The 19,025-nt window shown below is 33.0% G+C and carries 17 protein-coding genes; 3 read left to right on the plus strand and 14 right to left on the minus strand.

Annotated elements, in window-relative coordinates; all coding sequences use genetic code 11:
- The first annotated feature begins 220 nt into the window (after nt 1–220).
- From istA to HDCHBGLK_RS18195, 3 genes are read left to right on the plus strand one after another with little or no spacing between them, the layout of a single operon-like run.
- A complete protein-coding gene (gene istA / locus HDCHBGLK_RS18185) occupies nt 221–1,753 on the plus strand; it encodes an IS21 family transposase (RefSeq protein WP_004605483.1) in 1,533 nt (510 codons plus the stop codon).
- Nucleotides 1,746–2,519: an ATP-binding protein gene (locus tag HDCHBGLK_RS18190; protein ID WP_004605482.1), complete on the plus strand. Its 774-nt coding sequence runs from the start codon at nt 1,746–1,748 to the stop codon at nt 2,517–2,519. The genes istA and HDCHBGLK_RS18190 overlap by 8 nt, the downstream gene beginning before the upstream one ends.
- Entirely contained in the window at nt 2,512–2,754 is a 243-nt protein-coding gene (locus HDCHBGLK_RS18195; RefSeq protein WP_004604852.1) for a hypothetical protein, read from the plus strand. Before HDCHBGLK_RS18190 ends, HDCHBGLK_RS18195 begins: the two co-directional genes overlap by 8 nt.
- A 23-nt stretch (nt 2,755–2,777) precedes the next feature.
- Here the strand turns inward: HDCHBGLK_RS18195 and HDCHBGLK_RS18200 are convergent, their stop codons facing one another.
- From HDCHBGLK_RS18200 to HDCHBGLK_RS18265, 14 genes are all read right to left on the minus strand, one after another.
- Nucleotides 2,778–3,032: a glycosyltransferase gene (locus HDCHBGLK_RS18200; RefSeq protein ID WP_004605481.1), complete on the minus strand. Its 255-nt coding sequence runs from the start codon at nt 3,030–3,032 to the stop codon at nt 2,778–2,780.
- A gap of 183 nt (nt 3,033–3,215) precedes the next feature.
- Nucleotides 3,216–3,566, minus strand: coding sequence for a DUF2304 domain-containing protein (locus HDCHBGLK_RS18205; RefSeq protein ID WP_004605480.1), 351 nt, complete (start codon nt 3,564–3,566; stop codon nt 3,216–3,218).
- A gap of 8 nt (nt 3,567–3,574) precedes the next feature.
- The gene (locus HDCHBGLK_RS18210) at nt 3,575–4,267 is read right to left on the minus strand and encodes a glycosyltransferase family 2 protein (RefSeq protein WP_004605479.1); all 693 of its coding nucleotides are present in this window, start codon (nt 4,265–4,267) and stop codon (nt 3,575–3,577) included.
- Nucleotides 4,268–4,335: 68 nt separating this feature from the next.
- Nucleotides 4,336–5,916 (minus strand): glycosyltransferase family 2 protein, encoded by a 1,581-nt coding sequence (locus tag HDCHBGLK_RS18215; RefSeq protein WP_004605478.1) that lies wholly within the window; start codon nt 5,914–5,916, stop codon nt 4,336–4,338.
- An 18-nt stretch (nt 5,917–5,934) separates the two neighbouring features.
- A complete protein-coding gene (locus tag HDCHBGLK_RS18220; RefSeq protein WP_004605477.1) occupies nt 5,935–8,112 on the minus strand; it encodes a glycosyltransferase in 2,178 nt (725 codons plus the stop codon).
- A gap of 12 nt (nt 8,113–8,124) precedes the next feature.
- Nucleotides 8,125–9,795, minus strand: coding sequence for a glycosyltransferase family 2 protein (locus HDCHBGLK_RS18225; RefSeq protein WP_004605476.1), 1,671 nt, complete (start codon nt 9,793–9,795; stop codon nt 8,125–8,127).
- 14 nt (nt 9,796–9,809) lie between these two features.
- Nucleotides 9,810–10,412, minus strand: a complete 603-nt coding sequence (locus HDCHBGLK_RS18230) for a hypothetical protein (RefSeq protein ID WP_004605475.1) — start codon at nt 10,410–10,412, stop codon at nt 9,810–9,812.
- A gap of 17 nt (nt 10,413–10,429) precedes the next feature.
- Entirely contained in the window at nt 10,430–11,164 is a 735-nt protein-coding gene (locus tag HDCHBGLK_RS18235; RefSeq protein ID WP_004605474.1) for an ABC transporter ATP-binding protein, read from the minus strand.
- 12 nt (nt 11,165–11,176) lie between these two features.
- Nucleotides 11,177–11,953 (minus strand): ABC transporter permease, encoded by a 777-nt coding sequence (locus HDCHBGLK_RS18240; RefSeq protein WP_004605473.1) that lies wholly within the window; start codon nt 11,951–11,953, stop codon nt 11,177–11,179.
- 26 nt (nt 11,954–11,979) lie between these two features.
- Nucleotides 11,980–13,881, minus strand: a complete 1,902-nt coding sequence (locus HDCHBGLK_RS18245; protein WP_004605472.1) for a glycosyltransferase family 2 protein — start codon at nt 13,879–13,881, stop codon at nt 11,980–11,982.
- Between the two features lie 226 nt (nt 13,882–14,107).
- Nucleotides 14,108–16,015 carry a DUF2142 domain-containing protein gene (locus HDCHBGLK_RS18250; RefSeq protein ID WP_004605471.1) on the minus strand — a complete coding sequence of 636 codons (1,908 nt, stop codon included), beginning with the start codon at nt 16,013–16,015 and terminating at the stop codon, nt 14,108–14,110.
- A gap of 56 nt (nt 16,016–16,071) precedes the next feature.
- Nucleotides 16,072–16,860 (minus strand): glycosyltransferase family 2 protein, encoded by a 789-nt coding sequence (locus HDCHBGLK_RS18255; protein WP_004605470.1) that lies wholly within the window; start codon nt 16,858–16,860, stop codon nt 16,072–16,074.
- 159 nt (nt 16,861–17,019) lie between these two features.
- On the minus strand, nt 17,020–17,421 hold the full coding sequence (locus tag HDCHBGLK_RS18260) for a GtrA family protein (RefSeq protein ID WP_039909346.1): 402 nt from the start codon (nt 17,419–17,421) through the stop codon (nt 17,020–17,022).
- A 342-nt stretch (nt 17,422–17,763) separates the two neighbouring features.
- On the minus strand, nt 17,764–19,023 hold the full coding sequence (locus HDCHBGLK_RS18265) for a lipopolysaccharide biosynthesis protein (protein WP_039909345.1): 1,260 nt from the start codon (nt 19,021–19,023) through the stop codon (nt 17,764–17,766).
- Between the last annotated feature and the right edge of the window lie 2 nt (nt 19,024–19,025).

Here is a 19,025-nt window from a genome sequence, read left to right on the forward strand (position 1 = left end):
GTTGCAAACGGGAATTGGAGAATGTTGCATCTCCAAATTGGAGAAAGTTGCAAGGCATTCGCTAGAAGCGCTCAGGAACGGTGTAGCGCTTGAGTGGCAGCCACCAAGTATGAGCATTCCCATGAAAAGATCCATTGCAGGTATATCCAAAAACCATTAACCTTATCTTTATTGTAGTCCAAACAATAAAGACAAGGAGGAAAGGAGAATGTCAACTACAATGGATCAGATACATCATATCAGAGATATGTTCTACCGGCAAGATAAGAACATTTCTGAAATCGCATCTGAGACCGGCCTTAACTGGAAAACGGTCAAAAAATATGTGGATATGGAGGACTTTAACAATCCATCTCCCAAACCTGCATCATCAGAGGTTCACGAATCCAAGCTTGACCCATTCAAACCTTTGATTGATGAATGGCTGCAGGCAGACAAGCTTGCACCAAGAAAGCAACGGCATACAGCCAAAAGAGTATTTAAACGCCTCAAGGATGAAGCAGATGGTTTCGGCTGCAGTTATCGGCTTGTTGCCTTATACGTCAAACAGAAGAAAGAGGAACTACGGCTAAAAAGAACCGATGGCTATATCCCTCTTAATCATCATCCCGGCGAAGCCCAGTCAGACTTTGGAACAGCCGATTTTTATGAAAATGACAGGCTTCATCACGAGGCTAAGTACCTTGTGCTCAGTTTTCCCTACAGTAACGGAGGTTTCCTCCAGCTTAATTATGGCGAAAACATGGAATGTCTTCTGGAAGGACTGGTTGCCATATTTGAGCACATCGGTGGTGTTCCCACGGAAATCTGGTTTGACAATACCAGAACCATTGTTACCGAAATCATCAAAGGTGGCGGGCGTAATGTAACAGAGCGGTTTCAACGCTTTTGTGAACACTACCGCATTAAGCCGGTTTTTATGAATCCTGAATCCGGATGGGAAAAAGGAAACGTGGAAAACAAGGTTGGCTACCTGCGCCGCAACGAACTTGTACCGGTACCCCGCTTTGATGATCTTGTGAAAGAAAACAAGCATCTTCTGGATCGTTGTGAAATCGATATGCAGCGTGAGCACTATGATGACGATGATGACCGCTTTATCAGTAAACTGTTTGAAGAAGATAAGGCTCGTTTACTGCCGCTTCCTTCCGTTCCGTTTGATACGGCACTTTACACAACGGCAACAACGGATAAATATGGAAAGTTTACTCTTGACGCAGGAAAGCACCGTTATTCTGCTTCACCGGCTTTCTGTGAGTCCATTGTAAATCTCAAGATTACATCCTCTGATGTGATTGTCATGGACAAAGATATGCACGAAGTGGTGCGTCATAAGCGCCTTTACGGCAATGAACATGAAAGAATGGACTGGCTGCCATACCTTACATATATCGCCAGGAAACCCCGTTCTCTTCGAAACAGCGGCATATATGACATGATGCCACAAACCATGCAGATATACATGGATAACTGCGAAAGCAAGGAACGCGGACGTGTCCTGAAGGTGCTTGCAGAACTTACGGAAAGAACCGGGTTTGCTAGTGCTGTCAGAACAGTTGACGAAGCAGTCCGGCTGAATGCCACAGATCCGGACAGTCTGCAGAGCCTTTACAGGCGAACCTATGCAGATGTACCGCTTCTGCCTCCGCTTGAAAACAAAGTTTTACTGCCACAGCAGAAGGTCATTCCGTTCAGAAATGATCTGAAAATGCTGGATGCCGCCCTTAAGAAGGGAGGTGTCTCAAATGGCTGATATAGAAAAATCCATTGCAGCATGCTGCAAACAGCTCAAGCTGTCCACGAACTTTGCAGGACAGGCTTTCGAGCAGAAAGGAGACACACCGCAGGAATACCTTTTAAACCTCCTGACAAACGAAATTGAATACCGTACAGCAAAAAGGAAGAGCAAGTTCCTCAATACCGCCGGCTTCCCACGTAGATACCGCGTGGAGGAATTCAGGGCAGATGAGATAGATTTCCCGGAAGACGTCAGCTTCCAAAGCCTGTTAGACCTGGAGTTTTATCATACAGGAAAAAATGTCATCATGTATGGAGGAACAGGAACCGGTAAAACAATGCTTTCCATTCTGATTGGAATGTCTGCATGTAATCAGGAAATTCCGGTAAGATTCTACCGCACTGCCGGACTTATCAATCTCTTTTCCGAGAGTCAGAGCAGCGGAAAGCTTACTGCACTGAAAAAGAAGCTTAACAGTGCCCGGATACTGATTCTGGATGAATTCGGATATGTTCCGTATGACCGCACCGGTTCACAGCTTCTGTTTGATTATCTTTCTGAGATACACGAGCAGAAATCGGTGATTTTAAACACGAATCTTGAATTCTCACAGTGGGTGAACGTTCTTTATGACCAACGGATGACAACAGCACTGATTGGCAGGCTCACCCACCATGTGGAACTGATTCTGTTCCCGGGGATCAATAATCGGTTACGTGAATCAAGCATCAATGCAACTCTTTCAAGAATCAGCAGTCAGGAGGCAGGTAACAATGGCTAAAAATAAAAAAGTTATCAAAGAACAGAAAAAATATCAAAACCTTCAGGAACGCTATGAGGAGATGAATGATTATCTTCTTGATCTCATAGAAGATCACCGATGCGCAGAAGAAGATCTGAGATATCTAAATGATTTTATCCATTATAAAGAGCTGGATGAGGAGTTCCGCTATTTCAGGGAACATGCACATGAAGATGAAAACTCGGAACTTCCGTTTCCATATCTCACGCTATAACAACTAAATATGGTCTGCAATGGCTATGTAGCTGGCAGAATAGCTGCCAGCCGAGGCCTTGCAACTTTCTCCAATTTGGAGATGCAACATTCTCCAAAAATATTTTGCATTTTTCTCCAAAAAGTGCTTGCAAAAAACACCTTTGACCCGTCATCAACAAAAATAATTTCAAAGTCTATCTCGTTCATTTTTTTCATTATTCTCTTCATTTCATCGTAAAACAGTTTAACTGTTTTTTCTTCATTATAACTTGGAACAATTACACTGATACTATCCATATTAATCTCTCCATATCTTGTTAATACTTATTTTATTTATTATAAGTCATTCCCTCATCAAAAGCAATCCATAACAATACTCCATGATTTATAACAAAATTCGTTTCTATACCAATGTATAAAATCATTTATTATAATTCCCCCTTCCTAAGATTAGGAAGGGGGATCTCTTATTGGTCAATATTAGTTCTCTTTTTTATCCTCTTTCTTTTTTTCATCCAATCCGATTCGCTGCGCTAGTTGCTTAATTCTAATCGACATTCTGGATATAGCAATTGTCAATATAAAAATAATGGCCAAAGAAAAACAAAATCCAAAAAAGAACAGCATGTTAACAGGATTAGCTATTCCCACTCTCGCTGCTAACCAAGTTATTAATCCCGGAAAGCAATCTAATATTAAAATCCCGCCTCCTACTAATAACCATGCTAATGCATATCTAAGTTCCAATCTCTTTTTTCTGATCATATTAATAATTATGCCCAAGGCTATTATAATCAGTATCGCTATAATAATTTGTATTTTAATAGTCATAATCTCTCCTAATATTTTCTAATTCTTTCAATTAGCAATGCCAGCGTAACTTTTACCATATAATAAACTGATTTTCTAAACGAAATAGAAGATTTGCCACCTTCTCTTTCCTTCATTACAACTGGTATTTCTTTTACATTGTATCCTCTTCTTAATATAGCAACTACAGACTCTGGCTCTGGGTAGTCCCTTGGATAATCTTTGGCAAACAGTGCTATTACTCTTTTCCCTGCCATCCGAAGTCCAGAAGTCGGATCCGTTATAGTTTTCCCTGTTAATAGTCTAATAAGCAGAGAAAAAAATTTGATTCCTATTCTTCTGGTTATAGATGATTGAAAACCTTTTTTTTCTATAAATCTAGAACCTATGACCATATCTAATCGATGATTTAGTAAATATTCAGCCATAGTTTCAAGAAACTCTGGATTATGTTGTCCATCGCCATCTACCTGAACAGCAACATCATAATTATTTTCATATGCATATAAGTATCCTGTTTGTACCGCACCGCCAATTCCAAGATTAATTGGAAGATTTATTATATTATACCTATTTTGTTCACAAATTTCTTTTGTACAATCCACTGAACAATCATTAATAATTATATAATCGAACCCTTTAACCTCTCTTTTTATTGATTCTATCGTATTCACTATATTTTGTTCTTCATTATATGCAGGGATTATGATTAATCGTTTCACTCTTATGTCTCCTAAACTGCTTACGCCTTTTTCAATTTACGCTTTTTTCTTTTTTATTTCATCACTAATTAAACTTCATCCAAATTATATCCAGGTGCTTGTAGAGATAGATTAATATTGTAATAGTCATCTTTTTCACAGTTCCAATTAAGCAAATTTATATCAGATTTACAAGTATATGCACAAACTTTAGGTTCAAAAATTATTTTTTTTCCTAATCCCCTTATCAGTTTACATAATGCTATTTCATTTTCCAAATAAATATAATCCAATAAGTTAAAAATCGAAGTTGGCAACATCATAAAATCTTTTGTAACCGCACACACTTCTTGCCTTAACTCTTCTTGATGAAAATAACCGTACCTTTCTCTAGGAAATCCGAAAAAAGCATATTTATCCATGCCAAGTACTATTCCAGCATGATATATGGTCTCATTATTCTTAAATAATTTAGCACCAACAGCTCCCACATTATTTCTTTGACAAACTGCCAGCATAGATTCTAGCCACTTTTCACTTACTATTTTTACCGAACTATCTATCAGAACAATGTATTCCCCATCTATCTTTCTTTGTAGCATTTCATCTAATCTATTTACTACTATTATACTGTAATTGGGATATTGACAAGTATTTTTAATAGCTTTAATGCATTTTTGTAATTGCTTGCTTTTACTGTTATTTTTTATTACAACAATAACAACTTTATCAAATGCAACCAATTTATACTGTGTATGATAAAATCCATAATGCATAGTACTTTTGACTACCGCCTTCTCCTGACACCTATACAAATGTGCCTCAATTGCCTTTTTCCCAGATATATAAGCATACGCTTTACTTTCTGGATTTGATGCTGTTGAATCTTTATGTGTCCTCCAGTGATATAAAGGTATTGGCACGTGCTCTACACTATTAGCTGATTCAATGCAACGAAATATAAAATCATAGTCCTGGGCGCCATCAAATTCTTTTCTGAATCCTTTAACAATATTTAAAATTCTTCTACTGACTATAAAAAAATGACATATATAATTATTTTGCCTTAATAATTCTAAGTTGAAATCAGGTTTGAAATGAGGATCAAAAAATCTTGATCCTTCCCAAGACACTTTATCCTCATCTGTATATATTACTTCTGATTTGTTAACATTAATTGCCTTAACAATCTCAAATAATGCTACAGATTCTAAAAAATCGTCATGATCAAGTAATGCTATATATTCACCTGTAGACATTTCTATGGCTGCATTTGTATTATCCGAAATTCCACCATTAATTTCTAACTTTTTAAACTTTATCCTTGCATCAGTTACATAAGAACTTACGACATTAGCAACTTTATCGTCTTCACTCCCATCTGCAATGCATAATTCCCAATTTGAATATGTTTGTCTGCTTACTGACTCTATCATTTCCCTCAAAAATTTTTCTGGGGTATGGTAAGTTGGAACAATAATACTAACTTTAGGCCTATAAGAAAAAACACTATTTACTAACTTATCATATTCTTTTTGGTCTAACTTATGCTTCTCTCTCCACTTTTCATAATCTATTGATTTCTCCGGATATTTTCTAAATAATTTAAAAAGCATTAATTTTAGTCCATATTGGCTATAAAACTTAAACACCTTTCTTAAAAAATTCATTTTGTACCTCACATGAGTTTAATTACCTAAATACAATGCAATGACTTCATTTTTAATAGTCTCCCAATTTCTTTCTTCAGCAGTTTTTATTCCCCCTTCATAAAGCTTATCTCTTAGCGTCTCATCAGAGCACAATTGATTAATAGCTTCTATGGCTTTATCAATCTCACCACAAGGATATAATAAACAATTATAATTATCAACTAAATATTCCTCATTTCCACCATTAGGTACAACAACAGCATATCCTCCTGTAGCCATCATTTCCAATGGAGGATAGGAAAAACTCTCCAAATAACTTGTCTTCAAAAGTATATGGCATTGTCTATATACTTCTGGAACTTCACTATAAGGTATTTGATGCAAAAACCTATCAACCCTATAATACGTTTTGGGATTAGAATTATAGGACATATACCATATTTCAAATTTATCAGGATCTAACTTGTCAACTATTTTGAAACTTTCATCTACATTTTTATAGTGAACTCCGCAATCACCTTCTATCAATATTCTTATCTTTCTGTTAAAATCTCTTTTAAAATGCTGAAACTGCTTTTTTTCAATTCCATTAGGAGCGTAGGAGGTTGGATGCCCATATTCTTCTTCAAGCCAATGTTTACACCACTTAGATATTGTTATATATTGAATGGGAACGATTGGATGATAACTTTGATTTGCCCTAATTCTTAAAACTTCACCAGGCCTGTAGAAATCTGTTTCGTAATTCTGAACCAGATAAAATCTTTTTTCAATATTAGCATATTCTTCAAGAAATTTTACTGTTGTCCACATCGTAGCAACGACTTTATCAAATCTCCCTTCCAGCATCTGTAAATTCTGCCCTATTACTGGTATTCTACGTCCATCATTTTCATACCATTTTGTTTTATAATCAACATTCAACAATATAACATCCTGCCCTGCCTCTTGTAACAGTAGAGCATGTTTTAATGCTACCATTATGCCTCCACTTATCTTCATTGATGGCAATACAAAGGCAATGTTTGGTGTTGTATATTTCCGAATAAAGGCGGCAAGTGGCCTTCCTGTGTAAATCGTTACACAATGCTTTTTGCAATAACAGTACGCATTATTAGCTATTCTCTCTCGTTGATCCTTATTACTAATTAAGTTTATTAGCCCCTCTTCCCATTCCTTTTCAGTTTCACAAAGAATTCCTGTTTCATTATGTGTAATCATATTTTTAAAGGCCCCTACGTTACTGGCTATGGTGGGTACCTTTACAAGAGCCGCTTCTACCCATTTATTTTCTGATTTGGCTTCATTAAATATACTATTTTCAATTGGTGCCAAATTAATATCTATCTCTGAAATCAATTTAGGCAACTCTTTCCAGTCAACAAATGGATGTGCTATTATCTGTTCTTTTAAATCTAGCAATTCAGTAGGTAAATCTAAATCACCAACTATATGGAGTTGAACATTTTTATGGTTTTCCAATATGTTCCGTATTGCAGGAAGGATCATCCTAAAATCATCATTATGAGTTAAACTTCCACTAAAATAACCTATTCGTATATATTCTGAAGACTTCTTATTTTCTATTGCTTCTTCAGATAATTTGCACATTATTTCAGATGCAGTATTCCTATTTATAAATACGTCTGCTACATAGTGACTTAATTCCTCTGCCAATCTCTGAGTAGTAGTTATTGCCGCATCACATAGTTTTAATGTTCTGCCCATGCGCATTACTCCATCATCATAGAGGCGCCTCTCATCTGAATTCATGGTATCCAGATATTTTATTGTATTTGTATACTTTGTATCAATAACTAAATCATCAATATCAAATAGTACTTTTTTATTTAAAGACTTAGCTAATGATATAAATTCTCCCACCATTTCAGTATATGGACATCTAAAAAATACAAACGTTCTATAGAATCTAACTTGATCCAACTGTAAATTAACATAATATATTTCATTGCTTGAAATATTATTGGCATCTAATTGTTCCCTTTGATGAGTTACTCGATATCTTGCTGGATGAGGTACACTTTCATCACAGCCGTTTATAAATAGAACATCTTTATATACTTTATATTTAGCGTCCTTTCCTGCAATTTTGCTAGCCTTAATAAAATTTTTAGTTTTTCTTGTAAAACTTGTTATTCCTTCATCTCTCAAGGTTTTAATAGTCTTACTCGCTAATACTTTAATACCTGCCATAATGCCTCCTAATCATAGCCATCTCAGTTCCTTTAAAATTGGATGATAATATCTATCACCTTTTTTAATCTCATCTTGCCACCTATTATAGAAAATCTTAGACTTCTTTTCCTCAAAAGATGGTATTTCCATAGAATCATAATTTATTTTTGCAAAACATGTCCATACATTCCATAATTTATTTTGAATTCCTCTTAATGAAAAATCAACTTCTTCATAGCCATCCATATCTTCAGAAAATCCCCCCATCATTCTTAACTTCTCTGCGGAGATCATACAGCAGCCCTTCCAAGATGCTGTAATATTTCTTACATATCGAAACATTGCTTCATAACCTTGCTCGTCGTCAGAAAATCCCTTTCCCAAAAATTTTATAAATCCCTTCTCATTTGCATCTAATGCCAATCCTGCATAACCAATCAAATTATTACCAAATAAAATCTTTGGTGATACTGTACATACATCGTTCCTCTGTGCATACATAAGCATTTCTTCTATCCAATCATCATTTTCTGGTATACATGCACCATCAAATAAAACATAAAAATCCGCCTTATTGTGCGAAATATCACGATTTAAAGCTATACCCAAGGTTTCGTTTTCTTTTATTTCAACAAATATAATTTCGTAATTATCGTAACTTGTGTTATTGTCTATTCGCGGTTTTATTTCATCTATTTGTAAATTGGAGTTATTATGAACTAATATTATAACTTTTGGATGTTGTAATATGTCGTAAGAAATTCGATAAATTGTTCTATAAGGCAAATTACTGGACACACTACCATGTTCGTTTTCTCTAATTAATTGTTCTTTGATAGCACGAATAGCCGCATCGACAGCATAACTTTTGGAATCTAGATTCATCGAAACAGAATCTGGATGAACTCTCCAATAATATAAAACTTTAGGTATATGAACAATGTTTTTAGCTCTTTCAGTCAGTCTTAACACCATGTCATGATCTTGACTTCCATCAAAATTCGATCTATATAATTCATTAGCATTTTCTAATAATTCTTTTGAAAACACTGTAAAATGGCAGATATAATTATGAGATCTAAGTTCATCCTTTCCAAAAGCAGATTTAAAATTAAAATCCGTAGCATCGCTAATTTCTTTGCTAAATTTCACTTCATCTGAATATATAAAATCTGCTTCAGTCTTTTCAATGACGCACATCATCTCAAAAAGAGCAGATTCATGCAGCACATCATCATGATCTAACAGCCCAAAAAAATCACCTGAAGCTAGTTTCAAACATTCATTTGTATTGTTGGAGATTCCCAGATTCTTTTTCAGTTTCATGTAAATGATCCGATTATCTCGATTCATCCAGTCTTTGCATACCTTTTCAACATATTCATGTTTATCATCACTTCCATCGGCTAAACACAATTCCCAGTTCGTATAGGTCTGCCTTTCAACAGACTCTAACAATTCAATCAAGTATTCTACTGGAGTATTATACAACGGGGTAATTATACTAAACTTTCGACAATTTTGAAATTCCCATTTTCTTTGTCTTTCTCGCTCCTCCTCAGAAATTAAATGAATATTTCTAGCCTTGTTTTTAAACTCTATTATTTTCTTTTTTTCCTTTTTTTTGCTAACAATTGTTCTGACAAATTTTGTTGGCCCTTGCTTGAGCAATAATACAATTGCTTTTTGAATTTTAAACATTAAGATTTTCCCTTCTATTTAAACATTCGGTATAGGAATTTAATAAACACAATAATATATATCACAAAAACTCCTAATATTAAAAACGTTTCTATATCAAATCTTTTTGTAACAGTTTTTAATACTAATGTATTTTCCATTTTTTCTTCACCGATCACAAGACTTGTATTCTTCTGTCTACCGTCAGTAAAACAAAAATCTATATGGTTTTCCGAATTCTCATTATAAGTCTGCAATTCGAATGTGTAGTTCTTATTTAAACTATTCTGTATCGTATCAAATGAAAAATTATAAAATTTACTATCTTTGAAAGTATTCCCCTCGACCTCGCCATTAGCAACTTCCTTTCCTGCTTCATTATCTACTAACCTAAATTTAACCTCAACATTTTCCGGATTACCTGTGAGTTTACACTTAACTTGTATTCCATCCAAAGTTTTCTCTAAACTCTTAAATTCCTGACTTACTGTCTGATTTAAATAAAAAGATGTAGTCTTATATGTGCTGGCATCTATTTTCTTATCATAGATACAATGCGTTTTAGATATATGTGCATATACAAAAATAACTATTAATATAATGATCATGCCGATTATAAAACGACCCTTTTTCTTCATATAAATACCTCTACTCTTTATGATTGACTATATTGGTTACATATTTCTTCTGTTTCACCAAACATCTTTAAATGCCCATGCTCAAGCCAAGCAATTTTATTACATAAACTTTTAACCTGATCAATGCTATGTGATACAAATAAAATGGTAGTTCCCTTCCCCATCATTAAACGTATTCTTTCTTCACATTTTTGCTGAAATCTGAAATCTCCTACCGACAAAACTTCATCTACTATAAGAATATCTGGAATTCCAATAGTTGCTATTGCGAAAGCTAATCTTGATACCATACCTGAAGAAAAGTTTTTTACAGGTACATCCATAAAATTTTCCAACTCCGAAAATCCTACAATGTCATCATAATGTTTCTGCATTTCCTCTCTACTATAACCCAAAAGAGCTCCATTTAAAAAAACATTTTCTCGTGCTGTCAAATCCATGTCAAAGCCGGCCCCCAATTCAATTAAAGGCGCAATCGTTCCCTTTACTTCAACCATGCCTTTTGTAGGCTTTAACACTCCTGCTATTGTCTTAAGCATAGTACTTTTACCACTGCCATTTAGACCAATCAATCCTAACGCATCTCCCTGCAGTACTTCAAATGAAATATCTTTCAGAGCCCAGAACTCATCATAGGAAACTTGTTTTTTTATACTCTTTATAACATATTCTTTAAAACTATCAAATTTTTCTGATGATAGATTAAATTTCATAGACACATGATCTACCTTTATCATTACCTGCTTATCCATAGTCTAACTCCTCTATATATTCAATATAAACTCATCTTGATTTTTATAAAATATTCTTAATCCTATTAGCAAAGCCACCCCAGCCTCAATAATCGCTACTAATAATGATATAGGATTTAAAATAGAGTCATTTAACATCACATCCCTAAACATAACTAATATATTAGTAATCGGATTAATTCTTACTATTGGTTCAAGCCAATCAGGTAGAATAGACATAGGATAAATAACGGGAGTTAAATACATCAACGCGGTAGTAAACACAGAATATAAATGCATGATATCTCTAAACTTAACGGTAATTGCTGATAAAATCAAGCCTATTCCTAAGCAAAATACTACTAATAGCATCAGCGGAATTGGAACCAATAGTACTGTCCATGTTAATTCTGCACGCATAGCTACCATAACCAGCAGTAAAGCTGTAAAAGATGCAAGTAAATTTATAAAACTCGAAAATATTCGAGAAAGTACAAACAAATATTTAGGAACATAAATCTTTTTTATTAATGAAGAATTATTTATAATTGCTGTCATGGAATTAGTGGTAGAATCAGAAAAAAAGGTGAATACAACCTGTCCACTTAATAAATAGAGCGGAAAATTTTCTACGTCAAATTTAAATAAATTTGAAAAAACCACTGACAGCACTATCATCATACATAATGGATTTAATAAAGTCCATAAAACTCCTAAAACTGAACGTCTATATTTTATTTTAATATCTCTTGCCACCAGTTCTTTCAATAATGGTTGAAATTTTAAAAAATTTTGTATATATTGTGACATCTTTTCCTCCAATAAATATAAAATATTTATTTTTCTACTAATACAGGATTATAATATTTGTCGACTTCCGGCATTCTATAATCCTTTAATATTTTTTTATATTCGTTACTTCGTTCTTCACTAATCAATTTCGAATAATTCAAATTATATTGTACAACAGCAAAGGGATTAATAAGATTCCTATATTTTCTTCCTACTCGAATACAGTAATCAATCATAGAAAGCAGTCCTAGATCAATGTTAAAGTTACCTATCTCCTTATATTTTTCTCGGCTTATTGCAAAACAGTACCAATTCATTGCGTTCACATTCCGGTACCATCCTGTAGTCCCAAATGCTGTTAATCTTCCCACCTCATCCTTTTGTCCGCCAAATAGTGCTTGGGGCTTTTCTTGATTTAACACTATTCCCAATGAATTTATCACTTTTTGAGAAGTTAATACTTTAGGGCCAACCAGCCCGATCTCTGGATGTTTACACCATACCGACAATTCATGGTATGTGTTAAGGGCTACAGACGGTGCTTGGGCTATGGAAAATATCAGTATTTCTCCTTCTGCCACTTCTGCCCCTTTGTTATAACCCTCTGCATAATTTGGGCTTTCACAAATTAGTTTTTTACATTTCTTTTTTATGCTCTCTAATCTTACGCTATCAGTAGAAACTACTATAATTTCTTTCAATTCCACTCCAATACTTTCTGTAGCAAACCATATAAAACTATTAAGATCTTGATTCCCCCCTTCATCCCATATGATAAAAGATATCTTGCCTTTTAAATCGTTATTCCATTCTACATGAATTTGCAGATCCTTCGGTCTAGAAAAACTAACCTTGGCGTTGTAATTCATTCTATTAAAATGATTTTGCAAACATTTTATTTGTGCCTCGGCAGCATAATTTTTCGTATCCATAGATGATGCCGTAGAAGTTGGAGCAGTCCTCCAATGATATAATATTTTAGGTATTGCATATACTTTCTCAGTTTTTTCGGTAACCTTTAAAAACAAGTCCCAATCTTGCGCTCCGTCAGTCGAAGAATCCCATAGACCCACCTGTTCTATAATTGATTTTTTTAAAACTGAAAAATGAGTAATATAATTTCCTGAATATAATAATTCCTTAGACCAAAAAGGTTTATAGAATGCCCCAAATCTCATGGTGGTTTTTTCATCAACCTTATCTTGATCTGAATAGAGGAACTCAATATCTCTCTTAGCATTTAATGCCAAAACCACTTCGGCTAATGCATTTGGAGCCAACAAATCGTCATGATCAACCATTCCTATATATTCCCCTGCCGCAAGATAAAAAGCTTCATTAGTATTGTAAGATATGCCGCCATTCTTCTCAAGTAAACTATAATGCACTCTCTTATCATGTAAAGCGTAATCTTTTAACTTTTTGTTTAATTCGATATTATCTTTACTGCCATTAGCAAAACAAACTTCCCATTTATCATATATTTGTTCTGTAATTGAATAGAATAATTCATCCAGCATTCTTAAATCAGTATTATAAACAGGAATCACAAGACTTATCAATGGTTTATACTTTACATTTTCTAATTTCTTCTGACAGTTTAAAAAATCATTTTTTTCTGATTCTGTATATAATTCCCAATATTTTCGTTTATAACTCACCTCTTCCTTTTCTACCGAATCTTTATTTTTATCTTTTTTTTTTAATTTTAATTGCAAACTACATAATTTTTTAATAATTATATTCTCTTCATAGATTTTTAGCCTGTCCCATCTATCATCAGCAGCCTCTTTATAATCTTCATACATACTTTTATAATTTTCTACTTCTTCTTCGAGTTTTTTCATTTGTTCACTAAGTTCATTTAGTTCTGCCTGCTTCAAATTTAAATCTCGCAAAACCTCAAGCAGAGTATGTTCTAATGAATTTTTATTTGTATCTACCATAAATTTTCTCCTTTACTCCTAATAATACTATAGTCTACACACATAAACCAGCAGTTTCATATAAAAACTGCTGGCCTTACACTATCTACATAAAATATTTAAGGTTTGGACATTCACTCTTTTTGTAATCTCCAATCATTTATCATATATACTAAACTCTAATATCTTTAGCATTATATCACTCTTACTGTCGACATGCAAGTTTTGAATACCTCATCAATCAGTATTATAAACAAGTATGCGTTAATATCAATGTATACATTTGTTGCATTGTAATTATTCCGGCAACCGCCATTATAATGAATTGATAATTGTATACTTTAATCCTATTAGTAATTTTATCCGTTTGAAACATTAATAAAAGGGCAAATAGAAAAGGAAGGTAATATCTACCTTGTACACCCGCAATTTTTAATTTACCGACCTCTGTAAAACTCAAATACATTGCCGTCCAAATCAGTGTAATTGTAATTGCAATACTCCCCCAGATTATACATCTATGTTTCCAATTAATTTTTTCCAATCCCTCCTTTTCTTTATATGAATCAGTTAATACAACTCCTCCCAATAACAACGCACACAATATTGGTTGCTGATTCATTCCAAAATACGCAAAGTGGCCAATTGCATCGGCGCCAAGCGTGTATTTTACAAATGTATCTTTAATATTAGTTAATAAAACCAGCGCATATGACAGAGGTTTATGCATAATTAACATCAACTGTCGACTCACGCTTGTATCTTCTCCACCTCTAACATCGCCTGATACATTCGGCGAAATTAATGTGGGTAAGACAAATGTAGATAATAACACTAAGACTCCAATGAGTATAAATGTTTTAAACACATACATATTTTTCTTTGATTCAAACTTATTCTTAGGCACGAAAAAGCCGGTTAAAAGAAGGGGCGCATATACTGCTTTAGGCAGACATCCAATTACTATACAGGCAAAAAACAAACATTGCATTTTGATAGTAAATTTCTCATCTCTTTCTAAAAATTGTCTTAGTATAATTGCCAATCCCAAAATAACAAAGGCCGTCACTATAGTATCATAAGTAAAAACCGTACTAAGAAACATTGGTGTCGGAAGCAAAGCAAATATAGACAACAAACGTTTGCCTCTTGGAACAAGATTAACCGCAAGACCTAAAACGAACGCATAAATCAAAAGATTGCTACCTCGTGATAAAAGCATACATATATAAAATGGCAAACCTGCTATAGAGCATAAATTAAATATCCCTCCCTGTATAATATATCCAGAACTATTCAATTGAAAAGAATATTCATCGATCATCTGAGATTGCATTTTATTCTTTGCGTCCAATATACGCATCATATCTAATCGCTCTTCCATAGAATTTACCTGTATAAACTGAACGTTATCATACAAATACGCGACACTTTCCGGAAGTTTTTCACCTATGTCTGTTACTCCTAATGAATATATATTCTTCATATGAATCTGCTCATCCCAAGAGTAGAAGTAAGGCGGCTGCAAACTCAAGAGAATTACACCAATCATCATAATAGCAAAAGTTGTAGAAATGGCAAGGTGCTGTGCAAACTCCTTTTTAAATACAAATAAACTTAATAAGAAGAAACTCCCAATTGTCCAGAAAAAAAACAAATATGGATTAGGCTTAAAAGAATTGTCTACTACGAATTCTGAAATTTCCACATCCGATTCTATATCTTCGAATTGTATTACCATTTTAGAAATTTTATTATTTATATTTACAACTGATCGAGGCATATCTCTCAATAAATTATCTTTAATTTTAGTACATTCTTCTTGACCATATATATTTTCTTCATAAACATAAATTATATTTCCATTAAATCCGTTTGTAATATATGAATACTGAAATTTATTAACATATGCATTTATGTTTATAGTGATTTTTCCACTATGTCCTGCAAGCAGTTTATATCTACCGTCATCTTCCACAAACCCCTTTGCCTTGATATTAGATGTATCAACATTTTCTTTATTAACATTCTCAGTTCTTACTAATTTTATGACGGCATCACCAAGACATATACATCCTCCAATAAATATTGATACAACAACGAGTATTAGAACTTTTTTAATTACCCTTTTCTTTTCCTTTAACCATCTATCCATCTTTTTGCCTAGATATATTATATATCCCTTAACCCTTTCATCTTAGTTTTTAACTATCAAAGTTCATTAGATTTTTCACTCATAGAATATATTTTTGCTAACCTCTTGGCTATAAAATGTGGCCAAAATTTTCTAAACATTATGTAATCCTCCCTTGTTCTTTCATTATTTTTAAGTATATCTGTTGTCTCTGAACCACTGTGTATACGATGTCCCATTAAAATCTGAGCATCATATATAAATTCTCCATTCATATGAGATAATCTTTCCCACGCCTGCCAATCCTCATCTGAACGAAATCCAACTTGAAAAGGTGGCTTTTTCACTTTGTTTTTACAAATTGTAACAGAAGGACAACAAATCGGACAGCCAAACGCCAATATCATTCTTCTTACTATTTTTCTTTTCTGTAATAATCTAAATCTCAAAGGTACCAACATTAACCTTTTCACAGTTAAAAGTTTATTTTTTCTTACTTCTTGTCCTTCTCTTATTTCCAAATAATTTGTAAAAGTAATAATTGGCTCATTTGCCTCCTTTACTTTTTCTAAAACACGTTCCACAAAGCGGCAATAATATATATCATCTTGATGGGTTATTGTTACATAATCCGTATTCGCTACGCTATAAGCAAAATTCCAGTCCTGTGTTATTCCCCCTTGTGAATTGTAATAAACCGGAAGAGAATATTTATCCGCTATATGTCTAATAAATTCATTCGGCGTAGAAGTTATCATTACAATTTTACTTTTAACCGTCTGTTTCAATAATGATTTTATACATTCTTCTAAAAAAGGACTTTCTTTATATGCACATATAACAAAAGTATGATTATCACCCTTCATTTTCTTCTCCTACTTTACTTATTTAAATCTTCTCTACTTCTCATTTTATTAATATATATTTAATAGTGATAAGAGAATTGATTAATATAAACCTCTTTTTAATTTAAATCTATCACTTTTTTGTTATAATTTTTCCGACTATTAATCTTTCTATCTTTACTATTCTTTAAATACCCATAATCGTTGACCAAAATAATTAATTAAAACAAATAGTACCATGCCTGCCATCATTGAAATATTGTCTTTTATTTTTATAGGATAACTGCTTAATAAGAAAAAAATCACTTTTTGTGCTACCCCATATGCTAATAAATAGCAAATACTTATATTGATTACAAATTTCACCATTACTAATTTATTTTTTTTCTTATACTCAAATGTAAAATATCTATTCAAAAAATAACTAACAATACTTCCTATAATATAATTTAACGCACTCGAAAACCAATAACTCGCCGAAAAAATATTATAGGCAATGAACATTACTCCAGTCCCCACTATTGTATTTACTACACCTACCATTAAAAATTTGATTGTCTTTATATCAAAATATTTATTCAACTCGCTATCCTCTCATTTGTTTTTACAAACCGTTTTATGTATGTAACTCTTTTCAACATAATATCGTAGTTTTTCGTTAACTTCCACATAATTCTTAATGATTTCCCCAATCACTACTAAAATTATAAGTTATTAATTTCTGTCAGGCTTTGAGATAAAATGAACTTGTCTACCATTCTACCATATAGACAATTATATACATAATAGTATATTTACTATTCCTAAATGCCCTATGGCTGATATAGGCTTTTATAAATAACATCACAGTTGAATTATAAATCCATATCAATTGTTATATTAACATTAGAAACTTCTTAAATAATCTAAATATTTTATACTTCTTTATTTTCTATAATTCTTGTGTATTAATATAACCATAACAAAATACATTGTCAGCAATAGCATTAATATTACATATAACATAGATGCCCCCAAAATTCCCCAATTAACAACAAACAAATTAGAAATTATTATTGAGATAACTGCCACTATGCAATATCCAATTAGCATTACTTTTTGTAAGCGCATTATCGTTAAAACATTCATAAAATATCCCGTTATTGCAGCAAATCCACCTCCAAGCATTAAAATAACCAGGGCATCTCGGTATACATTAATATTTACGCCATAAATCCATGATAATAAATAAACACCAATGAAATATGCCCCAACAATACCCAGCACTGTAGCTAATATAATAAATACTACTTGCCGACTAATTATGTGTACAAATTCTTTATTTCTTTTTTCCACCCAACAGATTGCCATTCTTGTTAATAATGGCCTATATATAAAACCACTAAGAAGATTTACAATGAATACAGGCATGAAAAGTATAGCAAAATAAGCTTGACTTTCTTGGGATAAGCAGTTATCTATAGCATATTTTGGCGCATTGCAAATATAAAGGTATAAAAAGCCGCCTAAAAAGAGCGGAAAGCATTCATTCAATAACAATTTGGCTTGAATTAAAGCGTTTTTTATATTAATCTTAAGAACTTTTTTTGGCTTTACTACTTCATATGTTAGATATATAAATACACATATGGAAGTTAGTGTTTCCCAAATACATGCCACTAATAAATTTTCTGTTATAACTAGTATTATAGCAAATACAGCAAAAGAGATTACATATCTAATTGACATACAAATTGCACCAATATCCAGACGATTATATCTTTGAAATTCTCCATGAAATACGTCTTCTATTACATCAATCGCTTTAAATATGCCAAACACAAATATTATCATCGCTTTTTCGATATTATATTCTTTAATAACAATATAACTTATGAGAAATAGCAACATAAAAAGACTTGTAATATATCTGGATAATAAATATTCTCTAAATTTGTATTTCTGCCTTACATCCGTAGCCTGATAATTGCGCATCCCATAATTTCCAATTGTTACAATCTGATATCCTAGTGTAGTAGCTATGGAAAAAATACCTGCATAGACAGTATCACAAACATGAGTAACAACAAACAAAAAAACTGCAGACTGTGCAGAACCCAGAATGCTTGAAAACATATTCCAAAGCGCACTTCTCTTGTCTATATTCTTGTTGGTACACACAATCCATTTTTTCAACATTATCAAAA

This window comes from [Clostridium] scindens ATCC 35704, from assembly GCF_004295125.1.
Lineage (GTDB): Bacteria > Bacillota > Clostridia > Lachnospirales > Lachnospiraceae > Clostridium_AP > Clostridium_AP scindens.

Coding starts and splice junctions, on each gene's coding strand:
- istA (WP_004605483.1), top strand. CDS start 221: ATGGATCAGATACATCATATCAGAGATATGTTCTACCGGCAAGATAAG.
- HDCHBGLK_RS18190 (WP_004605482.1), top strand. CDS start 1,746: ATGGCTGATATAGAAAAATCCATTGCAGCATGCTGCAAACAGCTCAAG.
- HDCHBGLK_RS18195 (WP_004604852.1), top strand. CDS start 2,512: ATGGCTAAAAATAAAAAAGTTATCAAAGAACAGAAAAAATATCAAAAC.
- HDCHBGLK_RS18200 (WP_004605481.1), bottom strand. CDS start 3,032: ATGGATAGTATCAGTGTAATTGTTCCAAGTTATAATGAAGAAAAAACA.
- HDCHBGLK_RS18205 (WP_004605480.1), bottom strand. CDS start 3,566: ATGACTATTAAAATACAAATTATTATAGCGATACTGATTATAATAGCC.
- HDCHBGLK_RS18215 (WP_004605478.1), bottom strand. CDS start 5,916: ATGAATTTTTTAAGAAAGGTGTTTAAGTTTTATAGCCAATATGGACTA.
- HDCHBGLK_RS18220 (WP_004605477.1), bottom strand. CDS start 8,112: ATGGCAGGTATTAAAGTATTAGCGAGTAAGACTATTAAAACCTTGAGA.
- HDCHBGLK_RS18225 (WP_004605476.1), bottom strand. CDS start 9,795: ATGTTTAAAATTCAAAAAGCAATTGTATTATTGCTCAAGCAAGGGCCA.
- HDCHBGLK_RS18230 (WP_004605475.1), bottom strand. CDS start 10,412: ATGAAGAAAAAGGGTCGTTTTATAATCGGCATGATCATTATATTAATA.
- HDCHBGLK_RS18235 (WP_004605474.1), bottom strand. CDS start 11,164: ATGGATAAGCAGGTAATGATAAAGGTAGATCATGTGTCTATGAAATTT.
- HDCHBGLK_RS18240 (WP_004605473.1), bottom strand. CDS start 11,953: ATGTCACAATATATACAAAATTTTTTAAAATTTCAACCATTATTGAAA.
- HDCHBGLK_RS18245 (WP_004605472.1), bottom strand. CDS start 13,881: ATGGTAGATACAAATAAAAATTCATTAGAACATACTCTGCTTGAGGTT.
- HDCHBGLK_RS18250 (WP_004605471.1), bottom strand. CDS start 16,015: ATGGATAGATGGTTAAAGGAAAAGAAAAGGGTAATTAAAAAAGTTCTA.
- HDCHBGLK_RS18255 (WP_004605470.1), bottom strand. CDS start 16,860: ATGAAGGGTGATAATCATACTTTTGTTATATGTGCATATAAAGAAAGT.